At 68.9% G+C, this 15984-nt stretch carries 15 protein-coding genes and 1 pseudogene; 1 reads left to right on the top strand and 15 read right to left on the bottom strand.

Features of this window, described 5'->3' with window-relative positions; genetic code table 11:
• The 15 genes from FV230_RS13470 to nuoF all read right to left on the bottom strand — a co-directional run.
• The coding region (locus FV230_RS13470) for an MFS transporter (RefSeq protein WP_147842748.1) at nucleotides 1-490 on the bottom strand (490 nt) is incomplete at its 3' end.
• 108 nt (nucleotides 491-598) lie between these two features.
• A complete protein-coding gene (locus tag FV230_RS13475; RefSeq protein ID WP_147842749.1) occupies nucleotides 599-943 on the bottom strand; it encodes a DUF1467 family protein in 345 nt (114 codons plus the stop codon).
• Nucleotides 940-1344, bottom strand: coding sequence for a methylmalonyl-CoA epimerase (mce, locus tag FV230_RS13480; RefSeq protein ID WP_147726100.1), 405 nt, complete (start codon nucleotides 1342-1344; stop codon nucleotides 940-942). The genes FV230_RS13475 and mce overlap by 4 nt, the downstream gene beginning before the upstream one ends.
• 339 nt (nucleotides 1345-1683) lie before the next feature.
• On the bottom strand, nucleotides 1684-3357 hold the full coding sequence (locus FV230_RS13485; RefSeq protein WP_147726101.1) for a ribonuclease J: 1674 nt from the start codon (nucleotides 3355-3357) through the stop codon (nucleotides 1684-1686).
• A gap of 16 nt (nucleotides 3358-3373) precedes the next feature.
• Complete coding sequence (locus FV230_RS13490) at nucleotides 3374-4162, bottom strand: biotin--[acetyl-CoA-carboxylase] ligase (protein WP_147842750.1); 789 nt, start codon at nucleotides 4160-4162, stop codon at nucleotides 3374-3376.
• A gap of 3 nt (nucleotides 4163-4165) precedes the next feature.
• Nucleotides 4166-5620: an NADH-quinone oxidoreductase subunit NuoN gene (nuoN, locus tag FV230_RS13495; RefSeq protein ID WP_147842751.1), complete on the bottom strand. Its 1455-nt coding sequence runs from the start codon at nucleotides 5618-5620 to the stop codon at nucleotides 4166-4168.
• Between the two features lie 14 nt (nucleotides 5621-5634).
• Nucleotides 5635-7155 carry an NADH-quinone oxidoreductase subunit M gene (locus FV230_RS13500; RefSeq protein ID WP_147842752.1) on the bottom strand — a complete coding sequence of 507 codons (1521 nt, stop codon included), beginning with the start codon at nucleotides 7153-7155 and terminating at the stop codon, nucleotides 5635-5637.
• 47 nt (nucleotides 7156-7202) lie between these two features.
• On the bottom strand, nucleotides 7203-9314 hold the full coding sequence (gene nuoL / locus FV230_RS13505) for an NADH-quinone oxidoreductase subunit L (RefSeq protein ID WP_147842753.1): 2112 nt from the start codon (nucleotides 9312-9314) through the stop codon (nucleotides 7203-7205).
• Between the two features lie 62 nt (nucleotides 9315-9376).
• Entirely contained in the window at nucleotides 9377-9682 is a 306-nt protein-coding gene (gene nuoK, locus FV230_RS13510; protein WP_147726106.1) for an NADH-quinone oxidoreductase subunit NuoK, read from the bottom strand.
• Between the two features lie 55 nt (nucleotides 9683-9737).
• On the bottom strand, nucleotides 9738-10358 hold the full coding sequence (locus FV230_RS13515) for an NADH-quinone oxidoreductase subunit J (protein WP_147726107.1): 621 nt from the start codon (nucleotides 10356-10358) through the stop codon (nucleotides 9738-9740).
• Between the two features lie 143 nt (nucleotides 10359-10501).
• Nucleotides 10502-10990, bottom strand: coding sequence for an NADH-quinone oxidoreductase subunit NuoI (gene nuoI / locus FV230_RS13520; RefSeq protein WP_147726108.1), 489 nt, complete (start codon nucleotides 10988-10990; stop codon nucleotides 10502-10504).
• Between the two features lie 44 nt (nucleotides 10991-11034).
• On the bottom strand, nucleotides 11035-12057 hold the full coding sequence (nuoH, locus tag FV230_RS13525; RefSeq protein ID WP_147726109.1) for an NADH-quinone oxidoreductase subunit NuoH: 1023 nt from the start codon (nucleotides 12055-12057) through the stop codon (nucleotides 11035-11037).
• A 9-nt stretch (nucleotides 12058-12066) separates the two neighbouring features.
• Nucleotides 12067-14139 (bottom strand): NADH-quinone oxidoreductase subunit NuoG, encoded by a 2073-nt coding sequence (nuoG, locus tag FV230_RS13530; RefSeq protein WP_147842754.1) that lies wholly within the window; start codon nucleotides 14137-14139, stop codon nucleotides 12067-12069.
• A gap of 9 nt (nucleotides 14140-14148) precedes the next feature.
• Complete coding sequence (locus tag FV230_RS29645; RefSeq protein WP_187275489.1) at nucleotides 14149-14295, bottom strand: hypothetical protein; 147 nt, start codon at nucleotides 14293-14295, stop codon at nucleotides 14149-14151.
• 5 nt (nucleotides 14296-14300) lie between these two features.
• Nucleotides 14301-15602, bottom strand: coding sequence for an NADH-quinone oxidoreductase subunit NuoF (gene nuoF / locus FV230_RS13535; protein ID WP_147842755.1), 1302 nt, complete (start codon nucleotides 15600-15602; stop codon nucleotides 14301-14303).
• Nucleotides 15603-15858: 256 nt separating this feature from the next.
• Here nuoF and FV230_RS13545 point away from each other — a divergent pair.
• Nucleotides 15859-15984 (top strand): annotated as a pseudogene (locus FV230_RS13545) (NADH-quinone oxidoreductase subunit D); the annotation flags it as partial.

The following is a 15984-nucleotide window of genomic DNA, read 5'->3' on the forward strand; positions in this document are numbered from 1 at the left end:
GGCCGACGGTGGTGCCGAGCGCGTTGAAGGTCTGCGCCAGCGTCAGCCGGCTCGACGCCCGCTCGGGCGCACCGAGCCGCGCGACCAGCGGGTTCGCCGCGACCTGCAGCACCGCGATGCCGGACGCCATCACGAACAGGGCGAGGAGGAACAGCGGGAACACGCCGGCCCGCGCGGCGGGCGCGAACAGCACGCAGCCGGCCGTCATCACCAGGAGCCCGAGCACCAGCCCGCGCATGTAGCCGATGCGGGAGACGAGGAGACCGGCCGGCAGGGAGACCACTGCGTAGGCGATGAAGAACGCGAACTGCGTCAGCGTCGCCTCGGCGTAGCTCAGCGCGAACAGGCTCTTGAGCTTCGGGGTGACGATGTCGACGAGAACGGTGGCGAGCCCCCAGGTGAAGAACAGCGCCAGGACGATCGGCAGGAGCCGCCGTGCCGCCGCACCGGCGGCGGCCTCGCCCTCCGGCGTTGCGCCCGGCGCCAGCATGCGATCCTCCGTCGTCCTGGGATGACGGGCGGTCGAGCGCCGCGCCACGGCGAAGCTTTCGCCAGGCGTCGACGGGCTGTCAACGCGACATCCGGGAGCGGAAGGCGCCTAGAGGCCCGTCAGGGGAAACGCGGCGAGCGCGACCAGGAAGGCCGCGCCGGCGGCGAGCGTCGTCCAGATCGCCTTCTCGCGGAGCCGCGGCGCGGCCGGCGCGCCGGGATCCTGGCCCGGCACCACGCGGGCCGGGTCGGTCTCGGCCTGGTTGCGGATCGGCAGGATCGCGAAGAGCAGCGTCCACCACACCACGAAATACAGCGCGCTCGCGCCGAACACCGTGAGACGGAACTGCAGAACCGCCACCGCGACGAAGGCGGCCACCAGAACCAGCACGACGCCGAGCGTCCGCGGCGTCGTGCGCGCCACGGCCTTCAGGAGCGCGTTCACCCGGATCAGACCTGCTCCAGCTCGGTCAGCGTCCCGAGGAAGTCCTTCGGGTGCAGGAACAGCACCGGCTTGCCGTGCGCGCCGATGCGGGGCTCGCCGGTGCCGAGCACGCGGGCGCCCTCGGCCTTGAGCCGGTCGCGGGCGGCGATGATGTCGTCGACCTCGTAGCAGACGTGGTGGACGCCGCCGCCCGGGTTGCGCTCGACGAAGCTGGCGATCGGCGAATCCGCGCCGAGCGGCGCCATCAGCTCGATCTTGCTGTTGGGCAATTCGACGAACACGACGGTGACGCCGTGCTCGGGCTGCGGCAGCGGCGCGGTCAGCGTCGCGCCCAGCGTCTCGCGATAGACCTTGCAGGCGGCGTCGAGATCGCGCACCGCGATGGCGACGTGGTTGAGCCGGCCGATCATTGGTTTCTCCCTAACTGTCTTCCGCGAGAGGACGCTGCGCCCCATTCGAGGTCTCCATCGACCTAACGATCCGGAGCCCCCTGGCAACCCGAACCCGTCGTTCACGGGCTCCGTCGGCGAGCCCGGAACCCAGAGCCGCCGCGGCGTGCCGGTGACGACGCCGCCGGCGGTTCTGGATCCCGGGCTCCGCTTCGCGGCCCCGGGATGACGGGGTTGGAGCGGATACGCGCCGGTCCGAGCCGAGACTCGAGAGCCGGATCGCCGCTGCGAATGCGGGTCGAATGCGCGGAGCGACGTTTTCGCAGGCGCCCTCCCCCCGCAACGGGGGGAGGGTAAAGATCAGACTTCGACCACCTGCACGTGGCAGGCGGGCTTCTTGCCCCAGACCTCGTTGACGGCCGAGCGCACGGCGCGGTCGACCGCCTTCTCGACGGCCTCCGAGTCGCGGCGCTTGCCCTTCGACATGCCCGACAGGGTGCGCGAGACCGAATCGACCACGGTGTCGATCAACGGCGCGCCGCCGCGGCCGCGGTTGGGCAGGCCGATGATGTCGACCGCCGGCTCGCCCAACACCTCGCCGCTCTCGTCGATGGCGATCGCCACCGAGACGAGGCCGGCCTGGGCGAGCTTGCGCCGCTCGGGGATCGCGCGGTCCTTCCCGTCGATCAGGACGTTGCCATCCTTGAACAGGCGGCCCGACTTCACGTGGTCGATGATCTCCGGCTTGCCGGGGCTCAGGCGGATCAGGGTGCCGTTGCGGGCCTTGACCACGTTGTCGACGCCGTGGGCGCGGGCGAAGCGCGCGTGCTCGTCGAGGTGAAGCGCCTCGCCGTGGACGGGGATCGCCGTCTGCGGCCGGGTCCAGGCGTACATCTCGGCCATCTCGTCGCGGCGCGGGTGGCCGGAGACGTGGACCAGCTCGGTCCGGTCGGTGATGACCTCGACACCCTGCTCGATCAGGTCGTTGATGATCGCGCCGACGTCGCGCTCGTTGCCGGGGATGGCGCGCGAGGAGAAGATCACCTGGTCGCCGGCGGCGAGCGCGATGTCCGGATGGTCCTTGCGGGAGACGCGGGCGAGCGCCGCCCGGGGCTCGCCCTGCGAGCCGGTGAGCAGCGCCACGACCTTGTCGCGCGGCAGGTCGCGCCACGAATCGGCGCGGCGGAACTCCTGCAGCCCGTCGAGGAAGCCGCATTCGCGGGCGACGTCGATGACCCGGTCCATGGCGCGGCCGACCGCGACCACCTCGCGCCCGCAGGCCTTGGCGGCTTCGGCCACCGCGCGGATGCGGGCGACGTTCGAGGCGAAGGTCGTCACCGCCACGCGCTGGGGCGCGGCCGCGATCAGCTTGGCCAGGGTCGAGGCGACCTCGGCCTCGCTCGGCGAGAAGCCCTCGCGGACGACGTTGGTCGAATCGCAGACCAGCGCCAGGATGCCCTCGTCGCCCATGGCGCGGAAGGCCTCGGCCGAGGTCACGTCGCCGAGGATCGGCGTCGGGTCGATCTTCCAGTCGCCGGTGTGCAGCACGAGGCCGGCCGAGGTGCGGATCGCCACCGCATTCGATTCCGGGATCGAGTGCGAGACCGGCACGTAGTCGATCTCGAACGGCCCGAGCGTCACGCGCCGGCCCGGCTTGATCTCGCGCAGGTCGACCTTCGGCGCGCCCGGCTCCGACAGGCGCCGGGTCTCGAGCAGGCTCTTGGCGAAGCGGGTCGCGTAGACCGGCACCTTGAGGCGCGGCCACAGCTCGCTGATCGCGCCGATATGGTCCTCGTGCGCGTGGGTGATGAAGATCCCGAGAAGGTCCTTCTTGCGCTCCTCGATGTAGGAGAGGTCCGGGAACATGAGGTCGACGCCGGGCATCGCCTCCTCGCTCGCGAACCCCATCCCGCAATCGACCATGATCCACTTGCGGCCCTTCTCCGGCCCGAAGCCGTAGAGCGCCGCGTTCATCCCGATCTCGCCCACGCCGCCGAGCGGCAGGAAGACAAGCTCGTCCTGTCCCGTTGTCATAAATCCAGAATCCATCTCATGCCGCCGTCGCGGCCGTCCCAAAATGCACCTCGCCCGCCGTCACGGTCCGCCGCGTTCCATCGGGGGCGAGGATCACGAGCCGCCCCCCCTCGTCGATGTCTTCGAAATCGCCGACCAGGGTCTCCGTCCCGCTGCGGACCGCGATGCGCGATCCGAGGCCGGAGGCCCGTGCGAGCCAACGCTCGCGAATCTCAGGAAATCCCCGTCCGCGATCCCAGATACGGGCCGCCACGGCAAGCTTATTCGTCAGATCCGCCAACACCATGCCGGCATCAAGTGGGTATCCGAGCCCCGCCAAAGAGGTGGCGGAGGCCGAAAACGCCTCCGGGACGTCTGCGACATTGACGCCGAACCCGATCGCCACCGCCCGCCGGCCGCCCCGCAGCGTCTCCGCCTCGAGCAGGATGCCGGCGAGCTTGGCCCCGCCCGCGAGCACGTCGTTCGGCCATTTGAGGCCGAACGTCCCGGCCGAGTCGGGGCCGCAGGCCGCGTCCAGGGCCTCGACCAGCGCGCTGCCGGCGACGAAGCCGAGGCCGGCGACCCGCTCCGGCTCGACACCGGCCACCGGCCAGAGCACGCTCGCGGTCAGGTTCCCCGGGATCGAGGCCCAGACGTTGCCGCGCCGGCCGCGACCGGCCTCCTGGGCACGCGCCACGATCCAGAGCGGCCCGGTCGCGCCGGCGCGGGCCTGGTCGAGCGCCTCGGTGTTGGTCGAGCCGAGGCGGTCGTGGACGTGAAGGCGGTGCCCGGCCGCCCGCGCACCCTCGCCGAGACGGAAGTCCAAGGTCTAGAACAGCGACTTGGCTGCCGCGCCCGCCGCCCCGACGAGCGGTGCCGGCAGCAGCCAGAACAGGATCACGACGACGCTCGACAGGGCGAGAACGATGCGCAGGCCCGGCGCCATCGCCTCGTAGGGCGCCTTGGCCTCGTCGAAGTACATGATCTTGACCACGCGGATGTAGTAGTACGCCCCGACCACGCTGGTGACCACGCCGATGACGGCCAGCGCCACGAGGTTGGCCTGGATCGCGGCGGCGAAGACGTAGAACTTGCCGAAGAACCCCGCGAGCGGCGGGATGCCGGCTAGCGAGAACATCATCATCGCAAGGCAGAACGCGATCCAGGGATGGGTGCGCGAGAGGCCCGACAGGTCCTCGATCGTCTCGAACATCTCGTTCCGGCGGCGGAGCGAGAGGATGATCGCGAAGGCGCCGAGCGTCATCGCGAGGTAGATGATCATGTAGACCACCACGCCGCGGATGCCCTCCTCGGTGCCGGCGGCCAGCCCGATCAGCGCGTAGCCGACGTTGCCGATCGACGAGTAGGCCATCAGGCGCTTGAGGCTGCGCTGGCCGATCGCCGCGAACGAGCCCAGCGTCATCGAGGCGATGGCGATGAACACGATGATCTGCTGCCAGATCGCGGTCACGTCGGGGAAGGCGCCGATGAAGACGCGGACCGTCATCGCCATCGCCGCCATCTTCGGGGCGGAGGCGAAGAACGCCGTCACCGGGGTCGGCGAGCCCTCGTAGACGTCGGGCGTCCACATGTGGAACGGCACCGCCGCCAGCTTAAACGAGACGCCGGCCGCGACGAACACGATGCCGAGCACGATGCCGAAGCCGGCATCCTCGTGCAGCGCCGAGACGATGCCCGGGAACGACACCGTGCCGGTGAAGCCGTAGACCAGCGAGGCACCGTAGAGCAGCATGCCCGAGGAGAGCGCGCCGAGGACGAAGTACTTGAGGCCGGCCTCGGTGGATTTCAGGTCGTCGCGGTGGAACGCGGCGATGACGTAGGCGGCGAGCGACTGCAGCTCGAGCCCGAGATAGAGCGCGATCAGGTCGTTGGCCGAGACCATGATCAGCATGCCGATCGTGCACAGCACGATCAGGATCGGGAACTCGAACCGGTCGATGCGCTCGCGCTGGAAGTAGTCGCGCGAGAGCAGGATCGTCGCGGTCGAGCCCAGCAGCACCAGGGCTTTCATCACCTTTGAGAAGCCGTCCTGGATGAAGCTGCCGGACAGCGTGGTCACCTTGGTGCCGGCCGGCTGCGACATCACCACGAACAGGGCCACCAAGAGCAGCGCGAGGGCGCCGACGTTGACGGTCTCGACGGAGCGCTCGCCGCGGAAGGCGCCGTAGAGGATCAGCACCATCACGCCGATGCCGAGGATCAGCTCGGGCAGCAGCGGGGTGAGCGAGGGCAGGACGGTCTGCACGGTCTGGACGGTCGGCATCTCTGGCCCTGCCTTCAGCGCGCGAGGGGCAGCGCGGCGGCCGCGGTCTGCGTGTTCGAGAGGGCGGCCTTCATGCTCGTCATCAGCGCCTCGGTGGAGGGGGCGAAGACGTCGAGGATCGGGGCCGGGTGGACGCCGTAGTAGATCGTCAGCGCGACGAGCGGCGCGAGGATCAGCTTCTCGCGGTTGTCGAGGTCCAGGATCCCCTGGAGGTTGGGCTTCTCGAGCTTGCCGTAGATCACGCGGGCGTAGAGCCACAGGGCGTAGCCGGCCGACAGGATGATGCCGAAGACCGAGAAGAACGCCACCGTTGGGTTGGCCTTGAACGCCCCCATCATCGCCAGGAACTCGCCGACGAAGCCGGAGGTGCCGGGCAGGCCGACATTGGCCATGGTGAACACCATCATCGCCACCGCGTAGAGCGGCATCCGCTTCACGAGGCCGCCATAGGCGGCGATCTCGCGGGTGTGCATCCGGTCGTAGACCACGCCGACGCCGAGGAAGAGCGCGCCGGAGACGATGCCGTGCGAGATCATCAGGAACAGCGCGCCCTGGATGCCCTGCTCGTTGAGGGTGAACAGGCCGAGGGTGACGAAGCCCATATGCGCCACGGAGGAGTAGGCGATCAGCTTCTTGATGTCGGTCTGCATCAGCGCGGTGAGCGAGGTGAAGATGATCGCGATCACCGACAGCGCGAAGACGAGCGGCGCGAAGGTGTGGCTCGCATCCGGCAGCATCGGCAGCGAGATCCGGATGAAGCCGTAGCCGCCCATCTTGAGCAGGATGCCGGCCAGGATCACCGAGCCGGCGGTGGGCGCCTCGACGTGCGCGTCGGGGAGCCAGGTGTGGACCGGCCACATCGGCATCTTCACCGCGAAGCTCGCGAAGAAGGCCAGCCACAGCCACCATTGCATGCCCACGGGGAAGCGGGTCTGGAGCAGGGTCGGGATGTCGGTCGTGCCGGCCTGCCAGTACATCGCCATGATGGCGAGCAGCATCAGCACCGAGCCGAGCAGCGTGTAGAGGAAGAACTTGAAGCTGGCGTAGATGCGCCGCTTGCCGCCCCAGATGCCGATGATCAGGAACATCGGGATCAGGCCGGCCTCGAAGAACAGGTAGAACAGCACCAGGTCGAGCGCCTGGAACACGCCGATCATCGTCGTCTCGAGCACGAGGAAGGCGACGAAGTACTCCTTCACCCGCGTCTCGATGGAATGCCACGAGGCGCCGATGCAGAACGGCATCAGGAACGTCGTCAGCAGCACCAGCGGCATCGAGAAGCCGTCGACGCCGAGCTTGAACCGGATCGTCTCGGCGAGCCAGGCATGACTCTCGACCAGCTGGAAGCTCGCCGAGGTCGCGTCGTAGCGGTTCCAGGCCACCAGCGAGAGCAGGAAGGTGACGACCGTGGTGGCAAGCGCCGCCCAGCGGGCGTTCTTCGCCACCGCCTTCTCGTCGCCCGACAAGGTAAGGATGAAGGCCGCGCCGCAGAGCGGCACGATCAGCAGCCCGGAGAGGAGCCCTAAGCCGAACATCTAGCGATCCATCCCGTTCGTGAGGGCGGCTTGCGACGCGAGGCCCATCAGTGCCCCCCCGGCTTCGGCAGGCCGGCCATCAGGTACCAGCTCAGGATGCCCGCGACGCCGATCAGCATCACGAAGGCGTAGTGGTAGACGTAGCCGGTCTGGAAGCGGACGACGCCGCGGGTCACGTCGACGACGCGGGCCGCGATCCCGTCCGGGCCGGCGCCGTCGATGGCGCGGCCGTCGACCTGCTTCCACAGGAACAGGCCGAAATCCTTGGCCGGACGCACGAAGATCCGGTCGTAGAGCTCGTCGACGTACCACTTGTTGAGCAGGAACCGGTACAGCACCGGCTGCTGGGCGGCGAGCTCGGCCGGCAGCTTCGGCCGGCGGATGTACATCACGAACGCCAGCACGAAGCCGAGCACCAGCATGATGAACGGCGCGTAGGAGACGAGCGCCGGCACGTGGTGGATGTCGTGCATGATGTGGTTGTCGGGGCCGTGCGCCAGCGCGTGGCCCCAGAACGCCTCCATGCCCTCGCCGATGAAGCGGTCCTTGAAGATCAGGCCGGCGAAGAGCGCGCCGAAGGCGAGCACGCCGAGCGGGATCGTCATCACCAGGGGCGATTCGTGCGGCGTGTGATCGCCGTGATGGCCGTGCCCGTGATGGTCGTCGGCGACGAGGTCGCTCCTGTGCGCCGGCTCGACGTCGTGGCCGCGATCGTCGTGGGCGACGCCCTCGGTGTGGCCGGGCGCGCCGTCGGCCTCGTGGGCCGCGGAGGCGTGGGCGACGGCCGACGCCGCGTGGTCGTCGTGGTGGGCATGCGCCCCCCAGCGGGCCGGCCCCTCGAAGGTGAGGAAGAACAGGCGCCAGGAGTAGAACGAGGTGAAGAACGCCGCGATCACGGTGGCGAGGAAGGCCAGGGTGTGCCCGGGACGCGTCGAAGCGTAGGCCGCCTCGATGATCGCGTCCTTGGAATAGTAGCCGGCGGTGAAGGGGAAGCCGATGAGCGCGAGGGTGCCGATCGCCATCATCGCCGTGGTGAACGGGATGTAGCGGCGCAAGGACCCCATGTTCCGCATGTCCTGCTCGTGGTGCATCGCGTGGATGACCGAGCCGGCGCCGAGGAACAGCAGCGCCTTGAAGAAGGCGTGGGTGAACAGGTGGAAGATGCCGGCGGAATAGGCGCCGACGCCGAGCGCGACGAACATGTAGCCGAGCTGCGAGCAGGTCGAGTACGCGATCACCCGCTTGATGTCGTTCTGCACCAGGCCCACGGTGGCGGCGAAGAAGGCGGTGATGCCGCCGATGACCGTGACGAAGACCAGCGCGTCGGGCGCGAGCTCGAACAGCGGCGACAGGCGCGCCACCATGAAGACGCCGGCGGTGACCATGGTCGCGGCATGGATCAGGGCCGAGACCGGGGTCGGGCCTTCCATCGCGTCCGGCAGCCAGGTGTGGAGCAGGAACTGCGCCGACTTGCCCATCGCGCCCATGAACAGCAGCAGGCAGCTCAGGGTGAGCGCGTGCCAGTCCTGGCCGAGGAAGTGGAAATGCGCGTCCTTGAGCTCGTTCACCCGCGGGAAGATGCCGTCGAAGGCGACCGAGCCGAACAGCACGAAGACCAGGAAGATGCCGAGCGAGAAGCCGAAATCGCCGACGCGGTTGACGATGAAGGCCTTCATCGCGGCCGCGTTCGCAGAGGGCTTCTCGTACCAGAACCCGATCAGCAGGTAGGAGGCGAGGCCGACGCCCTCCCAGCCGAAGAACATCTGCACGAGGTTGTCGGCCGTCACCAGCATCAGCATGGCGAAGGTGAAGAGCGACAGGTAGGCGAAGAAGCGCGGCCGGTGCGGATCCTCCTCCATGTAGCCGACGGAGTAGAGGTGCACGAGCGTCGAGACGGTGGTGACGACGACGAGCATCACCCGGGTCAGCGTGTCGATGCGGAAGGCCCAGTCGACGGTGAGGTCGCCGGCCGTGAACCAGGTCGCGACCTGCACCCGCGTGGCGTGGTCGCCCTCGATGAACACGCCCCAGGACAGGAGCGCCGAGAAGGCGAGGCAGGCGGTGGTGACGTACTCGCAGACCCGCGCGCCGAGGAAGCGCCCGAACAGCCCGGCGATCAGGGCGCCGATGAGCGGGAAGAAGACGATCGCGTGATACATCGTGCGGTCCGGCCTCGCGGGGCAGCGGGTTTCTGGCGGAAGGACGTCGCGGGAGTCCCCGCTCAGCCCTTCATCATGCTGATGTCCTCGACCGCGATGGAGCCGCGGTTGCGGAAGAACACCACGAGGATGGCGAGCCCGATCGCGGCCTCGGCCGCGGCGACGGTCAGCACGAACAGGGCGAAGACTTGGCCGGTGATGTCGTTCAGGTAGGTCGAGAACGCGACGAAGTTGATGTTAACCGCGAGCAGGATCAGCTCGATCGACATCAGGATGACGATGACGTTCTTGCGGTTGATGAAGATCCCCAGCACGCCGAGCGTGAACAGGATCGCGGCGACCGTGAGGTAGTGGCTGAGGCCGATCATCGTGCTGTCTCCGCCCAAGTCTTCAGGGTCGCCCAAGCCGTCCGAGCCGCGGCCATCAGACCTCGACGCCCTGGCGCGAGGGTACCTTCCGGGTCTCGACCGCGTCCCCTTGGGTCCGCGCGTTCTGCAGGGCGATGTTCTGCCGCTTGACGCCGGGTCGGTCGCGCAGGGTCAGCACGATGGCGCCGATCATCGCGACGAGCAGGATCAGGCCGGCGATCTGGAAGAAGTAGACGTATTCCGTGTACAGCACCCGGCCGAGGATCACCGTGTTGCTGGTGTGCTCGCCCGCCGCCACGTTGCCGAGCGGCGCCTGCACCAGGCCGGGATCGATCGTCCACGAGCCGACGACGAGAAGAAGCTCGATCAGGAACACCGCGCCGATCATCGCGCCGACCGGGAGATACTGCTGGAACCCCTGCCGGAGCTGGGCGAAATCCACGTCGAGCATCATCACGACGAACAGGAACAGCACCGCGACCGCGCCGACGTAGACCACGACCAGGATCATCGCCAGGAACTCGGCGCCCATCAGCACGAACAGGCCGGCCGCGTTGACGAAGGCCAGGATCAGGAACAGCACCGAGGCGATGGGATTGCGGGACGCGATCACCATGAAGCCCGAGGCGATGGTGAGGCCCGCGAACAGGTAGAAGAAGGCGGCGGCTGCGGTCATGCGCTTGTCGGGATCGGCCGCCGGAGCGGCCCCTTCTGCCTCATGAGAAAACGGTCCGCAAAAACGGTCCGGACCCGGCCGGCCGTCTATAGAACCCGCTCCCGCGCCGCACAACCCGCGGCGCCGGCGACGGGGCGGGGATGTCAGCGGTAGGGGGCGTCCATCGCGAGGTTTCGCGCGATCTCGCGCTCCCAGCGGTCGCCGTTCAGGAGAAGCTTCTCCTTGTCGTAGAGCAGCTCCTCGCGGGTCTCGACCGAGAACTCGAAGTTCGGCCCCTCGACGATGGCGTCGACCGGGCAGGCCTCCTGGCACATGCCGCAGTAGATGCACTTCACCATGTCGATGTCGTAGCGCGTGGTGCGGCGCGTGCCGTCGTTGCGGCGCGGGCCGGCCTCGATGGTGATCGCCTGCGCCGGGCAGATCGCCTCGCACAGCTTGCACGCGATGCAGCGCTCCTCCCCGTTCGGGTAGCGGCGAAGCGCGTGCTCGCCGCGGAAGCGCGGCCCGCGATGGCCCATCTCGAAGGGGTAGTTGATCGTCGCCTTCGGCTTGAAGAAATACTTCATCGCGAGGACGAACCCCGAGACGAACTCCTTCAGCAGAAGGCCCTTGGCGACCTGATCGAGCTTCATGCCGCGATCTCCGATTCCTGGGTGAGGCTCACGCACGACGTCACTCATGCACCTGGAGCGAGGCCGGTCAGCTTGAGCACGAAGGCGACGACGACGACCGAGGCGAGCGAAAGGGGCAGGAAAACCTTCCAGCCCAGCCGCATGAGCTGGTCGTAGCGGTAGCGCGGCACCATGGCCTTCACCATGGCGATCATGAAGAACAGGAAGCTGGCCTTGAGGGCGAACCAGATCAGCCCCGGCACCCAGGTGAAGGGCGCGAACGGGATCGGCGAGAGCCAGCCGCCGAGGAACAGCACCGTGCCGAGCGCGCACATGGTCATGATCGCCACGTACTCGCCGAGCATGAACAGCAGGTACGGCGTCGAGGAGTACTCGACCATGTAGCCGGCGACGAGTTCCGATTCGGCCTCGGGCAGGTCGAAGGGCGGACGGTTGGTCTCGGCGAGCGCCGAGATGAAGAACACGACGAACATCGGGAACAGCCACAGCCAGTACCAGCCGAGGATGCCGAGCGAGGTGTCCTGCGCGATGACGATCTTCGACAGGTTGAGCGAGCCGGCGCAGAGCAGCACGCAGATGATCACGAAGCCGAGCGAGACCTCGTAGGAGATCATCTGCGCCGCCGAGCGCAGCGCACCGAGGAAGGCGTATTTCGAGTTCGAGGCCCAGCCGCCCATCAGCACGCCGTAGACGCCCAGCGACGAGATCGCGAAGATGTAGGTCATGCCGACGTTGAGGTCGGCGAGCGCCCAGCCCTCCGCGAGCGGGATCACGGCCCAGGCCGCGAGCGCCAGCGTCGCGAAGACCAGCGGCGCCAGCAGGAACAGCGCCTTGTTGGCGCCGGCGGGAATCACCGGCTCCTTCAGCACGAACTTCAAGAGGTCGGCGAAGGACTGGAACAGGCCGAACGGGCCGACCACGTTCGGCCCGCGTCGCAGCTGCACCGCCGCCCAGATCTTGCGGTCGGCAAGCAGCGCGTAGGCGATGAAGACGAGCAGGCAGGCGAGCAGCAGGAAGCTCTTCAGCGCCAGCAGCAGCACGAGGCCCACGGTTTCCCAAGGTGTCATGGCGGCCCCTTACTCGGCGGCTTCGAGGGCGCGCCCGCGGGCGAGGCTCGAACATTCGGCGAGCACGCGCGAGGCGCGCGCGATCGGATTGGTGAGGTAGAAGTCGAGCACCGGCGAAGCGAAGGTCGCCTTCGCGACCTCGCCGCCGAGGCCGGCCAGGCGATCGACCGCCGCGACCGTGTCGCCCGGCTCGACGCTGCCGATGGCGGCCATGTGGGGGTGCTCGGCGTAGAGCGCCCGGCGCAGGGCCACCAGCGAATCGAACGGCAGGCGGTGGCCGAGCACGTCCGAGAGCGCGCGCAGGATGGCCCAGTCCTCGCGGGCGTCGCCCGGCGGGAAGCCGGCGCGGTTGGCCTGCTGAACCCGGCCCTCGAGGTTGACGTAGGTCGCGCTCTTCTCGGTGTAGGCGGCGCCCGGCAGCACCACGTCGGCGCGGGAGGCGCCGCGGTCGCCGTGGGTCCCCTGGTAGATCACGAAGGCGCCGGCCCCGACCGTGCACTCGTCGGCACCGAGGTTGAACACGACGTCGAGGGCGCCGGGCGCGATCATGCCGGCGAAGTCGAGCCCGCCCTCCCCCGGCACGAAGCCGAGATCCAGCGCCCCGACGCGGGCGGCCGCGGTGTGCAGAACGCCGAAGCCGTTCCACGCCGGCGTGACGGCGCCGACGTCCTTGGCGAGCGCGGCGGCGGCGGCGAGCACCGCCGAATCGGCGAGCGCGGCGGCACCGACGATCACCAGCGGACGCTCGGCGCCCTTCAGGATCTCGAGGAAGCTGTGCTCGCCCTTGGCGAGCGCCGTCAGCGTGTCGGTGCCGGCGCCGAGATAGGTGTGGGGATAGGTGAGGTCGGTGGCCTCGCCGATCAGGCCGACCGCGAGCGGCCCCATCCGCCAGCGCTTGCGGATGCGGACGTTGAGGAGCGACGCCTCGGTCCGCGGGTTGGCGCCGACGAGCAGGATCGCGTCCGCCGCCTCGATGCCGGGGATCGTCGGGTTGAACACGTAGGCGGCGCGGCCCCAGGCCGGATCGAGCCGCTCGCCGCCCTGGCGGCAATCGCGGTTGGCGACGCCGAGCGCGGTCATCAGGCTCTTGAGCGCGTAGGTCTCCTCGACCCCGGCGAGATCGCCGACCAGCGCGCCGATGCGCTTGGGATCGGTGCCCTTCACCTTGGCCGCGATCGCGGCGAAGGCCTCGCCCCAGGAGGCGGGGCGCAGGCGGCCGTTCTCGCGCAGGTACGGCCGGTCGAGGCGCTGGACGCGCAGGCCGTCGACGGGGTGGCGGGTCTTGTCGGAAATCCACTCCTCGTTGATGTCCTCGTTGACCCGAGGCTCAATCTGCATGACCTCGCGGCCGCGGGCGTCGACGCGGATCGCCGAGCCGACCGCGTCCATCACGTCGACCGATTCGGTCTTCGACAGCTCCCACGGGCGGATGTTGTAGCTCTGCGGCTTGGGCACGAGGGCGCCGACCGGGCAGAGGTCGGCGACGTTGCCCTGCAGCTCCGAGCCCATCGCCTCCTCGAGGTAGCTCGTGATCTCCATGTCCTCGCCGCGGCCGATCGCGCCGAGATCCGGCACGCCGGCGACCTCGGCGAGGAAGCGGACGCAGCGGGTGCAGTGGATGCAGCGGTTCATCGCGGTCCGCACCAGCGGGCCGATGTACTTCTCCTCGACCGCGCGCTTGTTCTCGCCGTAGCGGGTCGAGTCGACGCCGTAGGCCATCGCCTGGTCCTGCAGATCGCAATGGCCGCCCTGGTCGCAGATCGGGCAATCGAGCGGGTGGTTGATGAGGAGGAACTCCATCACCCCCTCGCGCGCCTTCTTCGTCGTTCCGGAGCGCGTGAGGACCTCCGGCGGCTCGCCGTTCGGGCCGGGCCGGCAATCCTTGACCGCGTAGGCGCAGGAGGCCACCGGCTTGGGCGCGCCCTTCAGCTCGACCAGGCACATCCGGCAGTTGCCGGCGATCGACAGCCGCTCGTGGAAGCAGAAGCGCGGGATCTCCGCGCCCGCCATCTCGCAGGCCTGCAGCAGGGTGAATTCGGCCGGAACATCGACCTCGATGCCGTCGACGAGGATTTTGGTCATGCGCGCTTCTCAGTGCGTCGTGTCGGCGAGATCGAGCCTGCGCTCGATCCGCTCGACCGGAAGTTCGAGACGGTCGATCCGGCGATGGACGCCCGCCAGATTCTCTTCGATGCGACGGAGGTACACGAGCCTCGGGTTGTCGGGCTGGTCGGTCATCGGCTTCACTCCGCGGCCATCGGCACCGCATCGGAATGCGGGTTGGCACTGTAGCGGTCGATCCGCTTCTCGATCTCGGGGCGGAAATGGCGGATCAGGCCCTGGATCGGCCAGGCCGCCGCGTCGCCGAGCGCGCAGATCGTGTGACCCTCGATCTGCTTGGTGACGTCGAGCAGCATGTCGATCTCGCGCTTCTGAGCGCGGCCTTCCGCCATGCGCAGCATCACCCGCCACATCCAGCCGGTGCCCTCGCGACAGGGCGTGCACTGCCCGCAAGACTCGTGCTTGTAGAAGTACGCGATGCGGGCGATCGCCTGGACGATGTCGGTCGAGCGGTCGAGCACGATCACCGCCGCCGTGCCGAGGCCGGAGCCGAGGTTGCGCAGGGTGTCGAAGTCCATTTTCGCGTCGATGATCTGCTCGGCCGGCACCAGCGGCACCGAGGAGCCGCCGGGGATCGAGCACAGCAGGTTGTCCCAGCCGCCGCGCATGCCGCCGCAATGCTTGTCGATGAGCTCGCGGAAGGTGATCCCGAGCTCCTCCTCGACGTTGCACGGCTTGTTGACGTGGCCGGAGACGCAGAACAGCTTGGTGCCGGTGTTGTTCTTGCCGCCCAAGCCCGCGAACCACGCGCCGCCGCGGCGCAGGATCGTGCCGGCGACCGCGATCGACTCGACGTTGTTCACCGTCGTCGGGCAGCCGTAGAGGCCCATGTTGGCCGGGAACGGCGGCTTAAGGCGCGGCATCCCCTTCTTGCCCTCGAGGCTTTCCAGCAGCGCCGTCTCCTCGCCGCAGATGTAGGCCCCGGCGCCGTGGTGGACGTAGATGTCGAACGGGTAGCCGTGGACGTTGTCCTGCCCGACGAGCCGGGCGGCGTAGGCCTCGTCGACCGCCCGCTGCAGCGCGTGCTTCTCGGCGACGTACTCGCCGCGGATGTAGATGTAGCAGGCATGCGCCGCCATCGCGAACGAGGCCAGCATGCAGCCCTCGATCAGAAGGTGCGGATCGTGCCGCATGATCTCCCGGTCCTTGCAGGTGCCGGGCTCGGACTCGTCGGCGTTGACCACGAGGTAGTGCGGCCGCCCGTCCGACTTCTTGGGCATGAACGACCACTTGAGGCCGGTCGGGAAGCCGGCGCCGCCGCGGCCGCGCAGGCCCGAGGCCTTCATCTCGTCGATGATCCAGTCGCGGCCCATCTCGAGAAGGAATTTGGTGCCGTCCCACGCGCCGCGCTTCTGCGCGGCCTCGAGGCCCGGCGAGTGCAACCCGTACAGGTTGGTGAAGATGCGATCCTGATCGGCCAGCATGGCTTTGGCTTTCCGTGTCTCAGGTGGCCGGGTCGGTCTTGGACGGCGCCGCGTCGGGCTTCGATGGCTCCGCGGCGGGCGCGTCCCCGCTCGCGCCCGAGGCTTCCGGCTGCGGCGGCACCGCGTCGCGCGGTAGGTCGGACTGCACGCCCGCCTCGGCGCCGGCGGGCTCTCCCTCGACGACGCGCTTGGCCGGCGAATCCAGGACGTCGGCGTCGGCCTTGTCGCCGGCCTTGGTCGGCGCATCGCCGTCCGCGGCGCGCTGACGCCCCCGCTCTGGGGCTTCGAGGAGCGCGAGAAGCTGATGATCTTCTACGAGCGGGCCTCGGGCGCCCGGCTCCACGCCAACTACTTCCGTCCCGGCGGCGTGCACCAGGACCTG

Origin of the sequence: Methylobacterium sp. WL6, from assembly GCF_008040095.1 — a bacterium.
Classification (GTDB): domain Bacteria; phylum Pseudomonadota; class Alphaproteobacteria; order Rhizobiales; family Beijerinckiaceae; genus Methylobacterium.